Annotated in this window: 11 protein-coding genes and 1 pseudogene; 6 read left to right on the top strand and 6 right to left on the bottom strand. The window is 43.7% G+C overall.

Annotated elements, in window-relative coordinates; all coding sequences use genetic code 11:
• Positions 1 to 54: 54 nt before the first annotated feature.
• Entirely contained in the window at positions 55 to 1,509 is a 1,455-nt protein-coding gene (locus EXN75_RS04965) for an AAA family ATPase (protein ID WP_118116569.1), read from the bottom strand.
• A gap of 344 nt (positions 1,510 to 1,853) precedes the next feature.
• Here EXN75_RS04965 and EXN75_RS04960 point away from each other — a divergent pair, with 344 nt between their 5' ends.
• Entirely contained in the window at positions 1,854 to 2,321 is a 468-nt protein-coding gene (locus EXN75_RS04960; RefSeq protein ID WP_134842981.1) for a nucleoside deaminase, read from the top strand.
• A gap of 197 nt (positions 2,322 to 2,518) precedes the next feature.
• Here EXN75_RS04960 and EXN75_RS04955 read toward each other — a convergent pair whose 3' ends face one another.
• The gene (locus tag EXN75_RS04955) at positions 2,519 to 3,508 is read right to left on the bottom strand and encodes a YqiA/YcfP family alpha/beta fold hydrolase (protein WP_134842980.1); all 990 of its coding nucleotides are present in this window, start codon (positions 3,506 to 3,508) and stop codon (positions 2,519 to 2,521) included.
• A 180-nt stretch (positions 3,509 to 3,688) separates the two neighbouring features.
• Here EXN75_RS04955 and EXN75_RS04950 point away from each other — a divergent pair, with 180 nt between their 5' ends.
• Entirely contained in the window at positions 3,689 to 4,993 is a 1,305-nt protein-coding gene (locus EXN75_RS04950) for a nucleobase:cation symporter-2 family protein (RefSeq protein ID WP_022111221.1), read from the top strand.
• A gap of 95 nt (positions 4,994 to 5,088) precedes the next feature.
• Positions 5,089 to 5,655 carry a xanthine phosphoribosyltransferase gene (gene xpt, locus EXN75_RS04945; RefSeq protein ID WP_022111220.1) on the top strand — a complete coding sequence of 189 codons (567 nt, stop codon included), beginning with the start codon at positions 5,089 to 5,091 and terminating at the stop codon, positions 5,653 to 5,655.
• Between the two features lie 131 nt (positions 5,656 to 5,786).
• On the opposite strand, the gene EXN75_RS04940 is transcribed toward xpt, so the two are convergent.
• Together EXN75_RS04940 and EXN75_RS18615 are read right to left on the bottom strand one after the other, a co-directional pair.
• On the bottom strand, positions 5,787 to 6,986 hold the full coding sequence (locus EXN75_RS04940) for an SGNH/GDSL hydrolase family protein (protein ID WP_134842979.1): 1,200 nt from the start codon (positions 6,984 to 6,986) through the stop codon (positions 5,787 to 5,789).
• Positions 6,987 to 7,016: 30 nt separating this feature from the next.
• Positions 7,017 to 7,216: pseudogene (locus EXN75_RS18615) on the bottom strand (hypothetical protein); the annotation flags it as partial.
• Between the two features lie 321 nt (positions 7,217 to 7,537).
• Here EXN75_RS18615 and EXN75_RS04935 point away from each other — a divergent pair.
• Positions 7,538 to 9,295: an ATP-binding protein gene (locus tag EXN75_RS04935; protein WP_246031294.1), complete on the top strand. Its 1,758-nt coding sequence runs from the start codon at positions 7,538 to 7,540 to the stop codon at positions 9,293 to 9,295.
• A 118-nt stretch (positions 9,296 to 9,413) separates the two neighbouring features.
• Here the strand turns inward: EXN75_RS04935 and EXN75_RS04930 are convergent, their stop codons facing one another.
• On the bottom strand, positions 9,414 to 10,955 hold the full coding sequence (locus EXN75_RS04930; protein ID WP_342776598.1) for a SusD/RagB family nutrient-binding outer membrane lipoprotein: 1,542 nt from the start codon (positions 10,953 to 10,955) through the stop codon (positions 9,414 to 9,416).
• A gap of 56 nt (positions 10,956 to 11,011) precedes the next feature.
• A complete protein-coding gene (locus tag EXN75_RS04925; RefSeq protein WP_134842978.1) occupies positions 11,012 to 14,182 on the bottom strand; it encodes a SusC/RagA family TonB-linked outer membrane protein in 3,171 nt (1,056 codons plus the stop codon).
• Positions 14,183 to 14,413: 231 nt separating this feature from the next.
• On the opposite strand from EXN75_RS04925, the gene EXN75_RS04920 reads away from it, so the two are divergent.
• Positions 14,414 to 15,382, top strand: a complete 969-nt coding sequence (locus tag EXN75_RS04920) for a tyrosine-type recombinase/integrase (protein ID WP_022109915.1) — start codon at positions 14,414 to 14,416, stop codon at positions 15,380 to 15,382.
• A 439-nt stretch (positions 15,383 to 15,821) separates the two neighbouring features.
• A partial coding sequence (locus tag EXN75_RS04910) for an Arm DNA-binding domain-containing protein (protein ID WP_246031293.1) occupies positions 15,822 to 16,007 on the top strand: 186 nt, incomplete at its 3' end.

Genomic DNA, 16,007 nt, shown 5'->3' with positions numbered 1-16,007 from the left:
CGTGGTAATTTTAACTAAATTGCCACGGTTAACTTTCATTATTCTTCTATTTTGTTATTGAAATAATTGGTCAAGAGTTATCAGGTGATTGATGATACTTGCATGCATATTGGAACTAAGTCCCATTGTTGTCACCAAAACTGTTTGTATTGAGCGAGTCTTGTTATGCATCTTGCTATTTGCGAAAGCGTCTATCTTGTGACGTATATTCTCCTCGGCATCTTGTGTGATAGTAAAATTACCTGTTGAAAATTTCATTTCGCAGAGATAATCTGTTTGAGCACTTTTACTCTCCATGACTAAATCTATTTGAGCACCTTTTCCGTCTTCAGCTTTTCCACACCAACTGTAGTTTCTTTCCACCGAATGGATGCGTAAAGTGTCTTGTATGTTTTGCAGATGCTCTATGCTCAGAAGTTCAAACGTATCTCCAGCCCATGTGTAGAATGTGGCTGTCCCATGGATAGTGTTCCACCCTCCTTGTTTGACTTGTTTGCCATGAACAAATCTCAGATAGAATAGAGAAAAGAAATCTTTTAGCTGATATACAGTTTCGACTCTTTCCTTTCCATAACGGGGATACTCTCTCGTAATTCCTGATTCTCTCAGGTTGTCAAGTAGCTTTGTCAGGGTACCCCCGGTTTTGATACCTGTAGCCTTGGAAAGCTCTGATTGAGTCATTCCATAGAACTTGCTGCCAATAGCTTTGACGATGTCTACGTATTTTTCTTTGCTAGAATAAAGTCCTGTATAAACATCTTTGAATTCCTGATGAATCAATTCATCAGCAAAGAATATGCTGTCAATGTTGTCTGTCATTGTTCTATCGTTGCGGAGCTTATCCAGATAATAGGGGATTCCACCTATAGCCATATAACTCACGCACATTTCATAGCGTGAGAGATGAAAACCATTTTTCTTGTAGTACTTTTCGCATTCTGCTAGAGTGAAAGGGAATAGTTTGATGGTTTCCGTGAGTCTTCCATGCAGGCCTCCATAGTCATGTATCACATTATCAAGCATCCAACTTGTAGCCGATCCACAGACAATGAGTATAATATTTCGTTCACTGTCTGCCCATGAATTCCAAAAATATCCCAGTTCTGCTATCATTTCTGATGATTGAGGTCCTGCAAGCCATGGAAGTTCATCGATAAAAATGATTTTCCTTCTGTTTCTTTTTCCTTCCAGAACTTTTCTCAAAAGTAAGAATGCCTCTCTCCAACAAGTGGGTTTGGACTCCTTTGTTGATAATCCTGCAATCACTAACGAATCATAGAAATGCGCAAGTTGAAGTTGGCGATAAGACTCATAGTCCTTGTCTCCGTCTTTAATATAAGTGCCTACTGCTTTGAAGAGAATCTTCTTTCCAAAGCATTCGCTTACGAGATAAGATTTGCCTACTCTTCGACGGCCATAAATGGCTACAAGTTCAGACTTCTTAGACTTGTATATTCTATCGAGTATATTTATCTCTTTATTTCTTCCTATGATTTTTGCGTAACTCATTGTAAGATAGTTTTGTAATGTTGGTTGCAAAGGTACGTTTTTTTTAGGAAAATGTCAAGGAAACTACTTAGAAAATCAGCGAAAACGATTAAAATTTCTTGCTTTTCGCTGATTTTCTAGAAAGAAATTGCACTTTTCTTCTGATTTTGATGCAGGAAAATTACACTTTTCCTATAAAAATGATGCCCTAAAACAGCACTTTTCTGATTCTTTCTTAAAATTCCGATAAGAATCCTATTTGGCTGCAAAGTAATAAAAATAATGAAGAAAACCTTGCGGATTCAAGAATATTTCGTAAATTTGTAGCCCTCTATATTATATAATAAGGTATAAAGACTTAGATTATGACAAAAGAAGAATTGATGCACAGAGCCATTGAGCTCTCAGAAAATAGCGTAAGAAACGGTGGCGGTCCTTTTGGAGCTGTCATTGCCAAGGATGGAATCATCATTGCTGAGGCTTCCAATAGTGTGACGATTGACAAGGATCCTACGGCCCATGCAGAGGTAAACTGCGTACGACAGGCTTGCTTCAAACTGAAAACCTTCAATCTGGAGGGTTGTGAAATCTATACCTCCTGCGAACCTTGTCCGATGTGCTTAGGTGCCATCTATTGGTCACATCTTGATCGTATCTATTATGCCAACGACCGAAAGGATGCAGCCAAGATTGGTTTTGATGATGAGTTTATCTATGAGGAAATTGACCGCAAGATAGAAGACCGTCACAAGCCGATGATTGCGCTGATGAGAGATGAGGCGTTGGGGGCTTTCCGTATGTGGAAAGAGAATACGGCTAAGACGGAATACTAAAGCTTTTAGAATAAAGCTAAAAACTAAACGAGGCTCTGATGAAATGAATTGACATCAGAGCCTCGTTCGTATAGTTATCTGCCGATGGAAAAATAACGCGATAGGCAGTTGGAAATTTCTCCTTGGGCAGGGAAGAATTTTTTCCTGGGCAGGGAAAAATGAAAGTGGGGTAAGGGTACCGTTTGGCTCCCTCTTTGTTATTGTCCTCCTAATCTGTCAAAAAAGGTGACAATCTCCTCGAATGTCTTGAATTCATCGCTGCCATATTCGATCGTTGTTCCCATGAAATCCTCTGCAGGATGTGGGTCAATGAAATAGTCACCATAGAGCAGATTCTTCTGATTGGTGAAGAGAATATGGTTGTAGGCTGGGGTAGAAAGATATTCCTCCACCCAGGTCTGTACCTTCGCCATATACTCATGGTCGTTGGTAGGTGCTGAGGCTACGATATATACATTGTAGTATTCGATGAGCATCTCGTAGGCCTTGTGCATACTGCTTGTGGCTTTCCAGTAACTGTCGTGCAAAGCGTCGAAATCGATATATACGATAGGGCGTTCCTTCCCGTTTTGCTTGTCATCTATCCAGCGGATGACCGGACAGAGATAGTGGAAGGCTACCTTGTCGATGAGGCGGTGCTCGCCATGGAAGCGGATGGCATTGGGATAATGCTCATGGAAGAGGTCGAAGGTATGCACTACTGGGTCCTTGTCTCCGAAGAGACCATATACCCTTGCCTGTTCCTCTGGAGTGATATTCTGAAAGCATCGTTCGGTAATGTCACGGTATTCCTTGATGAGTCCCTTGGTCACCATCAGTTCGTTGACACCATCCTTTCGTGGATTCTGAAATTCCTGTTTACCGGTCATACAGCTCATGGTATTGCCCATTTCGAAAGCTGGGTTTACGAGGATGCGGTCGGTACCTTTCAGCATTTCTGTGTACATACCGCCCATGGAGGTACCGATAATCAGGTCGGGTTTCTCTGTTTCCTGCAACTTGAGGAGCATTTCCATACCTTCTTCCGGATGTACGGGTATGTCTTCAGCCACGAAGGTAGCATTGGGCATGAGATCCTGAAGCATCTTTACAGTTCCGCTCTGTCCGGAAGAGAGGAAACCGTGAACATACATGATTTTCTTGCCCGACATGAGGTCGGGGAATTGCTTGATATATGGATTTTCCATTGTCTTTGAATTTTTAATTGCCCTGCAAAAGTACATCTATTTGCAGACAAATCAAAATAAATGGGAGAGAAATTTCACTTTCTCAGTTTTTCTTTGTACTTTTGCGCCATCTTTTTGGACTCCAAGAGGTTCTTTTCGGAAATTCTATTAGATTTTTATCGAAATATAATAACATACGACATGAAACAGTCAATAGAAAATCTCTACAAACTTGACGGTAGGGTGCCCGTCGGTAAAGCACTCCCATTTGGTCTTCAGCATGTGCTGGCAATGTTTGTAAGTAACATTGCGCCAATCATGATTCTTGCCGGTGCTGTCGGGTTGGACAGCTCTATCAGCGCCGTTCTTATCCAGAACTGTATGGTTATCGCCGGTATTGGTACTTTGGTACAGCTCTATCCGGTATGGCGCATCGGTTCACGCCTCCCTATCGTGATGGGTATCTCCTTCACCTTCCTTTCTCTTGCCATCAGCATTGCTGCTGCCCATGGAATGGGTACGCTCATCGGTGCGGTTATTATCGGTGGTCTCGTGGAAGGTACACTCGGACTTTTTGCCAAGTATTGGATCAAACTGATTCCTCCTGTAGTAGCCGCTACGGTGGTTACAGCCATTGGTTTTTCACTTCTTCCTGTGGGTGCCAATTCTTTTGCCGGAGGTCAGGGTGCTGCGGATTTCGGTAGCATGAACAACTGGATTGTGGGTTCTGTCACCTTATTGGCTTGTCTTCTCTGTCAGATTTTTGCCAAGGGATTCCTACGCTCTCTTTCCGTGCTCGTAGGTTTGATAGTGGGTTATATCCTTGCTTGTTTTATGGGTATGATAGACTATAGTGGTCTTACCAATCTTTCTATCATCGCCTTACCTCGTATTCTGCCTTTTACTCCAGAGTTTAATATAGGTGCCATCCTTTCTGTAGTGGCTGTATATCTGGTTTCTGCTACAGAGACCATCGGTGATACGTCAGCGCTTTGCAATAGTGCCCTGAAGCGTGATCCTAATACCAAGGAGATGGGTGCGGCTGTCTGCTGTGATGGTTATGTAAGTTCGGTTTCTGGTCTTTTCGGATGTACTCCTATTACATCTTTCAGCCAGAACGTAGGTTTGGCTGCCATGTCGGGCGTGGTCAATCGCTTCACAATCGCCATGGGTGCCATCATCATGATTATCGGTGGTGTATTCCCTGCTATCGGTTATGTTCTTACAACCATTCCGCAGGCTGTATTAGGTGGATGTACTATCATGATGTTTGGTAGCATCCTCTTTGCAGGTTTCGGCATGATGGCACGTACGGGTTTCTCCCAGCGCAATATGGTGATTGTGAGCCTCTCGCTCAGTGTGGGTCTCGGTTTCACTCAGGCAACGGGTATGTTTAATATCTTCCCTGAGATTGTACGTACCGTATTTGCAGACAACTGTGTGGCTGTAGTGTTCTTGCTCGCAGTTATTCTGAATCTTGTATTGCCTAAGAATTTGGAAAAATAAAAAAGACAGGTCATCATTTTCTTATCCGGCGAAATAGAGCAGGAATGGGAATGATGGCTGTTAATCATCAATCATATCAATTTCAAATCAGAATAATGGATTTACTGAAAGAAAGAATTATGCAGGAAGGCAGATGCTTTCCTGGAGGAATCCTGAAGGTGGATAGCTTTGTGAACCATCAGATGGATCCTATCTTGATGATGGACTTGGCGAAGGAGTTTGTCAGACTCTTCAAGGACATCAAGTACAACAAGATTGTCACAATCGAGGCTTCGGGTATTGCTCCTGCCATTATGGTGGGTTACCTGACCCATCTTCCTGTAGTCTTCGTAAAGAAAAAGAAGCCAAAGACGATGGAAGGTATGATTACCTCGGTGGTTCACTCTTTCACCAAAGACTGTGACTATACGGTATGTGTAAGTGACAGTTATCTGACTCCTGATGATCATGTCATCTTCATCGACGACTTCCTTGCCAATGGTAATGCTTCCAAGGGTGTGATGGATCTCTGCGAGAAGGCTGGTGCCACGATTGAGGCAATGGGCTTCATCATCGAGAAGGCATTCCAGCATGGTGGTGATTTCCTGCGTAAGGAAGGTATGCGTTATGAAGCGCTCGCTACCGTAGAGAGCCTGGATGATTGCAAGATTGTCTTGAAGTAAAATCTTTCAATTAGATATACATAAAAATGCAGTAGTACTTCGTTGGCAGATGAAGTACTACTGCATTTGCTTATGAAGCCTATTGCATTTGCTTATGAAGTTAACTTCGATGTGCTTTGAAGTTAACTTCGTTATTTGATGATTTCGGCAGCGTAGGTTCCCATCGCTTTATAACCTGTTGGATTCGGGTGGAGCCAGTCGTTGCTCACATATTCTTTTTTCATGCGTCTGTCATCCTTCGGGTCTTGAAGAAGTTTGGCAAAGTCGAGGATTTCATCCACCTCTTTGTTCTTGGCTTGGTTGCGAATCCATTCGTTCACGGTTTGACGTGCTGCTTCATGGAAGGGAGAGTAATATCCTGCTCCCTTGAAAGGGGTGATCGTGCCCAAATAGACTTTTAATCGGCGTGCCTTTGCCTTCTTGATCATTGCCTGATAGCTCTCGATAAGTTGACGTGCTACGGTTTCGCTATATCCGCTTTTGGCGGCACCTATATCATTTATTCCTTCAAAGATAATGACTTTTTTCACTCCTGCCTGAGCCAATACATCTTTGTCGAATCTTTCCTTTGCCAAAACACCGAATCCTCCTGGCACCACTACACGGTTGTTGCCAATGCCGAGGTTGAGTACGCCTTGGTTTGTAATTTTATATTTCAGTTGGAGCATCTCCGACATGACGTCTGGCCAACGGTTCTGGGCATTGTCGGTAGAGCATTTTCCGTCGGTAATGGAATTGCCTATGATGGCGATGCTGCTGAGGTCTGTTCTCATCGTATATACGTCGATGCCGCTGATGTTGTACCAGTGGTTCTCTCGGAAAGCCTTCTCGAAGTTGGAGTGGGCATTGGTTACACCTTTCATGATATAAGAGGTGGTGCGGGAACCCATGTGGACGGTAGGGACTGTTGGGGCGGAAGTATAGTTGATGGTGATGGCAAGTCGCTGGAGAGGCTTGAGGTCATAGGGCAGGGCATCGCTTGTGATGCTTTTGCCAGCTGGAATCGTAACCTTGTATTGATTGCCGAATTTGAGATATTTCGCACTCTTGGGGTCGATGGCGAAAGAGTCTTTGGCATGGGCAATATAGATAGAACGGATGACAACCGGTTCGGTACTATAGATATTGCTCAGTTTCAGACGAATCATATCGCCTCCGATGCTCACCTTGACCACCTGTCTCACGGAGCGGTTGGACATATTGTTATTATAGGGCATGAAGCTCTTCACGACGGTTTGTGGGGCAGTAGCCCATGTGCCTATCCATCCCTGTGCCGTAGCATTGATTGTTATAGCGCAGAGGAAAATAAAAAATGCAATAATTCTTTTCATTCTTCTCTTATAATATGTGATATATTAATAGGCATTCCGCCTTTCAGCATCTTTAAGGCTATGGCATTTTTTTTCTTCAGTCTTGCCTTCACTCTCCAGGATATCAACAATCTCGATAGGTTCATTCAGAAATACAGTTAAGAATCCCTCAAGCACACCAAAGTTAGTCTTTTGGCGAAGTAAGCGTTTGCCCAGTCAAATCTGATGTATCTATCTTGCAATTCTTGCATTTTGATTCCTCTTTTTAAAATGATTCAACATTCGTGCTGCAAAGATTATGCCAGCGAGCGCAATGAAAGTTTACTTTCAGATTGCCGAGCGCAGCTAATCTTATGCAAAGATACGCTTTTCTTCTGAAAGATGCAAGGAAATGAGGAGAAAAGTTTTAGCAAGGGATAACTGGGAGGGTAGGTTTGTTACCTGCCCAATAGCAAGAATGCCCTTATAATTCTTCTGAAAGATGCAAGGATTTTTCGGGAAAAGTTTTGGAAATTAGGAGATAAAGTATTATCTTTGCCATCAGATTCAAAAACGAATAATCAAACTGAGTTATGATAGTAAGACCAAAACGCATTTATCGCAAGCGCATACCATACGGCATGCAGAATTTTGAGGATATTATAAAAGAGGATTGTTACTATGTGGACAAGACTCCTTTCATAGAGCAAATAGAAGAATCCAACAAGTATTTCTTCTTCATTCGCCCTCGCCGTTTCGGCAAGACACTCACCCTCTCCATGCTTGAGAATTACTATGATATCAACAAGAAAGACAAGTTTGAAGAAATCTTTGGCAAGCTTTACATCGGGCAGAATCCTACACCGGAGCATAATACTTATCTCATCATCCGCCTCAATTTTGCCGAGGTGGCAGCAGGATTGGATGATTATAAGGATGGACTGGACAACCATTGTCGCCTTGTATTCAATTTCTTTTGTGACATCTATGCACATATTCTTCCTGCTGATACCAAGGAAGGATTGGAAAAGGAGCCTGATGCGGTATCCAAGTTGAGGTTTCTTTGCCAGAAATGCCAGGAGGTGGGAAAGAAGATTTATCTCTACATCGATGAGTACGACAACTTCACCAACATGATTCTCGCCCATGAGGAGCATCTTGTGAGGTATCGCAACCAGACCCACGGAGAGGGATACTTGCGCCAGTTCTTCAACACCATCAAGGGTGCGGCTGGCAATACCCTGGGCAGAGTGTTCGTTACGGGAGTAAGCCCTGTGACCATGGATGACCTGACCAGCGGATTCAACATCGGAACCAACTATTCCCTAAACCCAAAATTCAATGAGATGACGGGATTTACCGAGGAAGAAGTGAGAGAGATGCTGAATTATTACGGCAGCGTACTGCCGTTCAATCATACCACCGATGAGCTGATCAAGGTGATGAAGCCATGGTACGACAACTATTGCTTTGCCATCAAGAGCTATGGCAAGACCACAATGTACAACTCCGTGATGGTGCTCAATTTCATTAGCAACTATATAGATAATGAGTACGATATTCCCGACTCCATGGTGGAGACCAACATCCGTATCGACTATGACAAGATGCGAATGCTCATCCGCCACGACAAGGAGTTCGCCCACGACGCCAGCATCATCCAGCAGTTGGTGACCCAGGGATTCGTGACGGGTACGCTCAACGAGAACTTCCCTGCCGAGCGAATCAACGACCCCGACAACTTCCTCAGCCTGCTGTTCTATTTCGGCATGGTAACGATAGACGGAACTTATGATGGTGAGACCAAGTTCATCATCCCGAATGAGGTGGTGCGTGACCAGATGTACACCTACCTGCTCGACACCTATAAGGAGAATGACTTGGTATATGATAGATATAGCAAGGGTAAACTGGAGAGCAAACTGGCTTATCATGGAGAATACAAGCCATACTTTGAGTATATAGCCGACTGCCTGAAGAAGTATTCCTCCCAGCGAGACAAGCAGAAGGGAGAGGCTTTCGTTCATGGCTTCACCTTGGCGATGACAAGCCAAAACAAGTTCTATCGCCCTATCTCTGAGCTGGACAATGACGGCGGCTATGCCGACATCTTCCTCTCTCCGCTCTGTGACATCTACAAGGACATGGTAGATTCATATATCATCGAGTTGAAATATTGCAAGAGCCAGACCACAGACGAGCAAGTAAAAAAGCTCTTCGAGGAGGCTTCAGCTCAAATCTCCCGCTATGCGGACAGTGATATGGTCAGAGAGGCGGTAAAGACCACAAAGCTCCACAAGCTGGTGGTTATCTACCGCGGAGCGGAAATGGTGGCTTGCGAGGAGATATAAAACTATTTCAACCATGCAGGTCGAAAATGTTTGAGAGAGATAAAAAGAAAAAGGTGTATCCCTTTGCCCATTGTATTGAGCAATAAGGATACACCTTTATTTATGATTTTAAAATGGGTTAGCGGCTACCACCAGCCCACCATACATTTTCGGTGAAGATATACTTACCGGCATCATTTCCTGAACCGAAAGCTTCCTTCACGTTAGGGTTTGAAAGAACATCACTTGAACCATAAGGCAAACGAAGTGGCAAACGGTTCTGACCAGCCTGAGTATTGTTAGGGTTGGTCATAGCTACAGGATAGCTGCCATCAAGATAGTTGCAACGGCGCATATCGTTGAAGGTCTCCAACTGCTCGTCACGAGTCTGGGCGATATACTTCTGAACCAAAATCTCGTTCAATGGATTTGCAGCAAACTTAGCAGCAGTCTCGCCAGCAAGATAAGCAGCAACATCCTCAGCGCTGAACTCTGTAGCACCTACAGTAGCATAGTCGGCAAGAGAAGCCTTAACTGCTGTTTCGAAATCAGCCTTGGCATCCTGACCCAAGCGAGCCTTTACCTCTGCGATGATGAAGTAAAGTTCAGACTTGCTCATCAAATGGCTAGGAATCTTAACCTCGCTGATACCATTCAAGAACCAGAAAGGGAAATTGGTAGCACTGGTTGCACCGGCTGCTTCCTTGTCACCAGGAGTCATCAAGCCCAACCGGCTAGGATCACCATAGTAGTCTGCACCATTATAATTATAGATAGCCTCACGTGGGTCCTGACGAGCTACCATCAAGTCATCAACAGTCTTGGATGAAGCACTATACTCACGGCTATACCAGTAAGCAGACCATGCATCAATCTGGTTGTTGCCATCGAAGATATTCAGGTTTGCACCATCGAAGCCATCAGCTACAGCAGCATTAGCCTCTTTCAGAATCTGTGCATATTGTGCATTCTTATCGGCAGCACGACCTACCTCATGCAAGAGATAGCGAGCCTTCAAGGCATGAGCAAGTCCACGCCACTGAGTCAAGTTGCCATTGAACAAGACATCGTAGGCACCAGCATTCTTCATCTTGCCGGCAATAGCCTGATCCAGATTACCCTTGGCAGCATCCAGCAATTCCAGGATGTGCTTGTAAATATCTTCCTGAGAATCGAGCTTAGGAGCAGATACCTTGAAAGCCTCAGAGCAAGGAATGTTACCAAACAAATCGGTCATGATTCCCCAATCGTAAGTTGCCAGAATCTGACCCATCGCCATGACATCAAGCTGTCCGGCGCTATTGCCGCCCTCTTCACACTTAGCAATCATCTGCTGAATGTTGTTGAGGTTAAGATAAGTACCGTTCCACTCATTATCGAAAGTAGAAGCAGCAGCAATCTCATTGATGCTGCGGAGCTCTGCATTCTTAAGCTGGTTGTTACCTGTACCCAGGATTTGCTCTGTATAAGAAGCAACATACCAGGCGAAGTTACCTGTGTTGGTAGTGAAAACACTAGAAACGATGGCATCTGTGAGCTGGAACTTGGCAGAAACAACGCTTTCACCTGGGTGAGCCTCGTCTTTGTTGATTCTGTCCATGATATCCTCTGAGCAAGATACAGTCATCATAGAAACTGCAGAGATAGCCAAGATGCCAAATATATTCTTAAAATTCATCATTGTTTTATCCTTTATTAATATTGATACTTTAAATGATTCCGAAGTGGGTCAGCCGATTAGAATGTAATCTTGAAACCACCACCGAAGCTTGAAGTATTTGGCACAGAGAAACGCTCGAAAGTACCACTCATATTACCATTACCCTGAGAAGACTCTGGATCCAGATCCTTCATCTTTGACCAGAGAAGCACGTTGCGTGCGAAACCATATACAGAGATGTCGATGCCAGCAAACTTAGGAAGCTGGTAACTCAAGGTTACGTCGCGGAGCTTCAGGAAGCTACGGTCGTAGATACCTGCCTCAGTCACGTTATTGTAAGCCATCCAGTAATCCTGCTTACTTACCTCAACCTTGTTTGGTTCACCTGTTGCAATATCAATACCCTCAGCTACCATAGTACCCTCGTGGTATGGGATAGATTGCTTGGTTGCACCGAAGTAGTTCAGTGTCAAGAGTGTACCGTTATACATCTTGCCACCCTTCTGCCAATCCATGGTTGCACTCAAAGACAGGCGCTTCCAGCGAGCCTTCAGGTTGAAGCCCATATTGAAATCTGGAGTACACTCACCCAGATTCTGGCTTCCGGCAGTACCGATAGGAAGACCATCCTGGAGCAACAGGCGTCCCTGCTCATCGCGCTGGAAACCTACACCATAGATGTTCGGATAAGTATAACCTGCCTGAGCACGTATCTGTGGTTCTTGGAAACCACCCAACATGATACTCTCTACGCCATCAGCCAAAGACTTAACCTTGTTGGTCAGCTTGGTGAAGTTTACGCCAAGATCCAAATCCCAATCCTTGGTCTGGATGATGCTTGCGTTGATGGCAAACTCATGAGACCATGTGGTCATCTCACCGGCATTGGTACGGAGGTACTGATAACCTGTAGAACCGCCTGTAGGAACATCGAAGATCTGATCCTTGATATCCTGATAGCTGGCTGTATATTCCAAACGAACACGATTGTCGAAGAAGTTCAAGTCAGCGCCAAACTCCCAGTTCACGGTGTTCTGTGGCTTCAGGTTAGGGTCATACTTCACGTAGAAAGGCACATAAGAACTTACTCCATTCATTGGATAGCTAATTGGTGTAAGACCATACATACCGCTACCATAGCTTGGCACATAATAGTAGTTGCTATAATAGTGACCAGCCTGACCTACCTGAGCGAAAGATGCACGAAGTTTACCATAAGAAAGGATGTGATTATCCTTCAAAGCTGGAAGCTCTGTGAAAATCCAACCGAGTGATACAGATGGATAGAAGAAACTGCGGTTGTTGCGTGGCATGGTAGAAACGATATCGTTACGACCAGTCACTGTCAGATAAACCTGATTAGCATAGCTCAAAGATAATTGACCGAAGAAACCTACGGTACGCTCTTGAGCCTGATATTCCTCTGTTACTGGCTTAACTGTGGTATTGGTCATAGTAGGCTGACCATAGAAAAGGAAATTGGTTCCATCATAATCCCAGTGACGCTGATAGTCGTGGTTGAACTCAGAACCGAGCAATGCACCGAAGTCCCACTCGTTGTTTGCACCCAACTTAGCAGTGAAGTTAGCTGTAAAAAGGTTGTTGAAGATATTGTGCTGAACACCATAGTTCTCTATCTCACCACCTGAATTTTGTGCAGATCCCTTCTCATATACATCACTATTATTAGTAGTATAAATATCAAGACCAGCCTGTTCACGGATTACCAGATTGTAACGCTCTGTATCCCAGCCGAAGTTTGGACGATACTCAAGATAGGCATTACCGAACACACGATTGGTGTGCTGCTTATACTCATTATTGTCCTTCCACCAATATGGGTTATTGAATGATAAATTACGGAAGGAAATCTGACTTGTCGGATCGTTTGGCGCATGGGTAGGAGTTCCCTTCAGGTTGTACTCTGAAGGAGCTGAATAAACTACGTTCATTATACCGCTGTTGGCACCTGGAGCAGATGTAATCTTGGTAGCGCTATAGTTAGCAGAGAAACCAGTCTTCCACTGCTTGTTGATTTCAAAGTCAACGGCACCACGTGCAGTAGTACGCATCATACCAGTAGAAGGGATGATACCTGTCTGGTATGTATCACCAATACCGAAAGAATAAGCCAAGTTGCCATTCTTCTGAGAAATACTCAAATTAGAGTTCTGGGTGAAACCTGTATCAAAGAAATCACCTACATTATCATAAATCTGTGGAGTAGTCCAACCGTCAAGTCCAGCCGCTGCATACTTAGGGTTATAGTACATACCCGCATGCTTGCCATAAGTCTGAGTATATCTATTGTCTGTGTTACCACCATAAGTAGCATCGTTAGCCAAATCAGCAATCTTAGGACCCCAAGTCAAAGAAGATGATGGGTCATAAGCATTTATACTATTACCTTGAGCATAAATATTCTGACGTTCGAACTTCTTGCTGACAGTCTGAGCACTCAAGTCTGTGGTAAATGTTATCTGAGGGCGACCACCATTAGCCTTACCACGCTTGGTGGTAATGATGATTACACCATTAGATGCACGGATACCATAGAGGGCAGAAGCTGCCTGACCCTTCAGCACGTCAATGCTCTCGATATCATCAGGGTTGATATCGATAGAACGGTTTGCTTTATCTGAACCTACTACACCACCATTAAGCGCATCCATATCAAAATCTGTGGAAGAAGCGATAGGCATACCATCTACCACGTAAAGAGGAGTGTTATCGCCAGAGAATGAACGGGCACCACGGATTACAATCTGAGAAGATGCACCAGGAGCACCAGAAGACTGACGAATGTCAACACCAGTCAACTTACCCTGCATAGCACTTGCCAAAGAGCTAGTACCAGCAATGTTCAGATCTTCAGAGCCTAATTTCTGTGAAGCATAACCGAGGGCTTTCTTATCACGAGAAATACCCATTGCGGTAACTACGACCTCATCAAGAGTCTTGTTATCCGCTTCCAATACAATCTTCATCTTCTGACCAGCCTTTACTGTCTGAGGCAACATACCGAGGTAGGTTACTTCCAGCTTGGCACCAGCAGGAGCGTTCAATGAGAAATTACCATCAATGTCGGTAATAGTACCGGTATTGGTACCTACAATTTTGATGGATGCGCCAACAATAGGTTGACCATCATCAGAAGAGGTAACCTTACCAGAGATTTGACTTTGCGCAAACGCCATGCTCGTACTAACGGCTATGGCTGCGGCTACTGTCATGAGTCTTTTTTCCATAAATCTCTCTCTCTTTTAAAAAATTAATATATAATGTTATTTCTTTCTCTACATATCACAAGGTATTCTTTATTTGGGAGATACCTAAGAATGCTTTCTCTACCTCTTGTCCCGAGGTGGTGAAATTGGAGCGTTTTTGGATGATTCCGTCTATTACGTCCCAAATATTTATAGTATTTATGTACTAATCGGGTATAACCCCGTATGTCTAATAATAAAAAATAAAAGATTATGATGTATTTCAAATTTGAATTTAGTCTTGGTAAGGGCAAGAAACAAGCTGCAACGAAAAAGGAGAAAAAAGTATTAGGATGGAAAATAGTACATTCCCAAGTGGAAATGCTGAAGAAAGAGGAGAAGTTCAAGACTGCGAGTAATTATTTGACTGCGGCTCGCTCTTGGACAAAGTTCTTGCAACGTGAAGACTGGACTTTCTCTGAGATGGATAGTCAAGAGGTAGAGCTTTATCAGCGATGGCTAAGTGACAAGGGTATTTGCCTCAATACGATTTCGGCCTATCTTCGATCCTTACGAGCAATGTACAATCGGTGGGCAGAGGAATATTCTTCGAATGATGATGTGTGTCCTTTTACAAAAGCTTTCACAGGAAGAACGAAGACTGCCAAACGAAGTATTACCGAAAGTGAAATCCGCAAACTCCATGATTTGGACTTGGAAGAGGGTTCTACCTTGGCGATGTCTCGAGATATCTTTATTTTTAGTTTTTATGCAATGGGGATGCCTTTTGTTGATATTGCTTACTTAAAGAAAAGCCAGATGAAAGATAACGTCATCCGATATGCTCGACATAAGACTGGTCAGCCTATCAGTATTGCCCTCGTCCCAGCTATGCAAGCTATTATCTCACGATATAGTTCTTCTGACTCCATCTATGTTTTCCCGTTGTTAACGACTCAATCCCCTGACTTGCTTCATCGTGAATATCTTCGTCGGTTGCGCCAATACAACTACTCGTTGCATGTTCTTTCCAAAAAGATTTCTTCATCTATCCCTCTTTCCTCTTATGTGGTTCGACACTCGTGGGCGAGTATCGCCTATCAGCATAACATGGATATTGGATTAATCGGAAAGGCATTAGGACATACCAAGACTTCCACCACCTTCGTTTATATAAAAAGTCTTTTTGATTCCAATCTGGCTTCTGCCAACCAATCATTGATGCAAGATATAGGAATATAAAAAGCAGAGCCTATACTCGATTTCTCCCTTCATCAAGTGCACCATACTCTGGATTTTTCGTGTTCCACTTTGGGGAGCTGCTACAAGAAGGGAGAAACTCCTTAGGAAAATGTGATTTCATTTTTGTAATCCGCTGATTATGTATTTTTAACATAAAGCTCTAAAGCAGCCAAAGGAGAATAAGAGAGGTTGGAACGTAAACAGTTGGGAATGAGTAGATTTGCACAAAGTTGCCAAATCGGCATAAAGCAAGCGAGTGAGGAATATTGAAGTAGTTCAGTTACTAAATCGTGAGCCACAGTTACCTATGCAAAGCAGGTAACAATGCGGAAAGGCAACTTTGTGCATCAACGGATTTTATTGCGCTGATTCTCAATGCTTTGCGTATCAAGGAACGCTTACAAAATGATTATATTTGCACACTCAAAATGTAAGCGTTATGAAAATCGAAAAATTCAAGGTGTTGCTCTACCTAAAAAAGAGCGGATTGGACAAGAACGGAAAAGCTCCCATCATGGGACGCATCACGGTGAACAGGACTATGGCGCAGTTCTCCTGCAAGTTGTCTTGCACTCCATCGCTTTGGAATCCTCGTGCCAGCCGATTGGAGGGCAAGAGCAAGGAA

The organism is Segatella hominis, from assembly GCF_004535825.1.
GTDB classification, from domain to species: Bacteria; Bacteroidota; Bacteroidia; order Bacteroidales; family Bacteroidaceae; genus Prevotella; species Prevotella hominis.
The sequence above is the reverse complement of the archived record's forward strand: the minus strand, read 5'-3'. Positions and strand labels throughout refer to the sequence as shown.

Excerpts from the sequence above, each read along its gene's own strand:
- EXN75_RS04940 (WP_134842979.1), bottom strand. The coding sequence starts at position 6,986 with ATGAAAAGAATTATTGCATTTTTTATTTTCCTCTGCGCTATAACAATC.
- EXN75_RS04950 (WP_022111221.1), top strand. The coding sequence starts at position 3,689 with ATGAAACAGTCAATAGAAAATCTCTACAAACTTGACGGTAGGGTGCCC.
- EXN75_RS04930 (WP_342776598.1), bottom strand. The coding sequence starts at position 10,955 with ATGATGAATTTTAAGAATATATTTGGCATCTTGGCTATCTCTGCAGTT.
- EXN75_RS04920 (WP_022109915.1), top strand. The coding sequence starts at position 14,414 with ATGATGTATTTCAAATTTGAATTTAGTCTTGGTAAGGGCAAGAAACAA.
- EXN75_RS04960 (WP_134842981.1), top strand. The coding sequence starts at position 1,854 with ATGACAAAAGAAGAATTGATGCACAGAGCCATTGAGCTCTCAGAAAAT.
- EXN75_RS04925 (WP_134842978.1), bottom strand. The coding sequence starts at position 14,182 with ATGGAAAAAAGACTCATGACAGTAGCCGCAGCCATAGCCGTTAGTACG.
- xpt (WP_022111220.1), top strand. The coding sequence starts at position 5,089 with ATGGATTTACTGAAAGAAAGAATTATGCAGGAAGGCAGATGCTTTCCT.
- EXN75_RS04935 (WP_246031294.1), top strand. The coding sequence starts at position 7,538 with ATGATAGTAAGACCAAAACGCATTTATCGCAAGCGCATACCATACGGC.
- EXN75_RS04965 (WP_118116569.1), bottom strand. The coding sequence starts at position 1,509 with ATGAGTTACGCAAAAATCATAGGAAGAAATAAAGAGATAAATATACTC.
- EXN75_RS04955 (WP_134842980.1), bottom strand. The coding sequence starts at position 3,508 with ATGGAAAATCCATATATCAAGCAATTCCCCGACCTCATGTCGGGCAAG.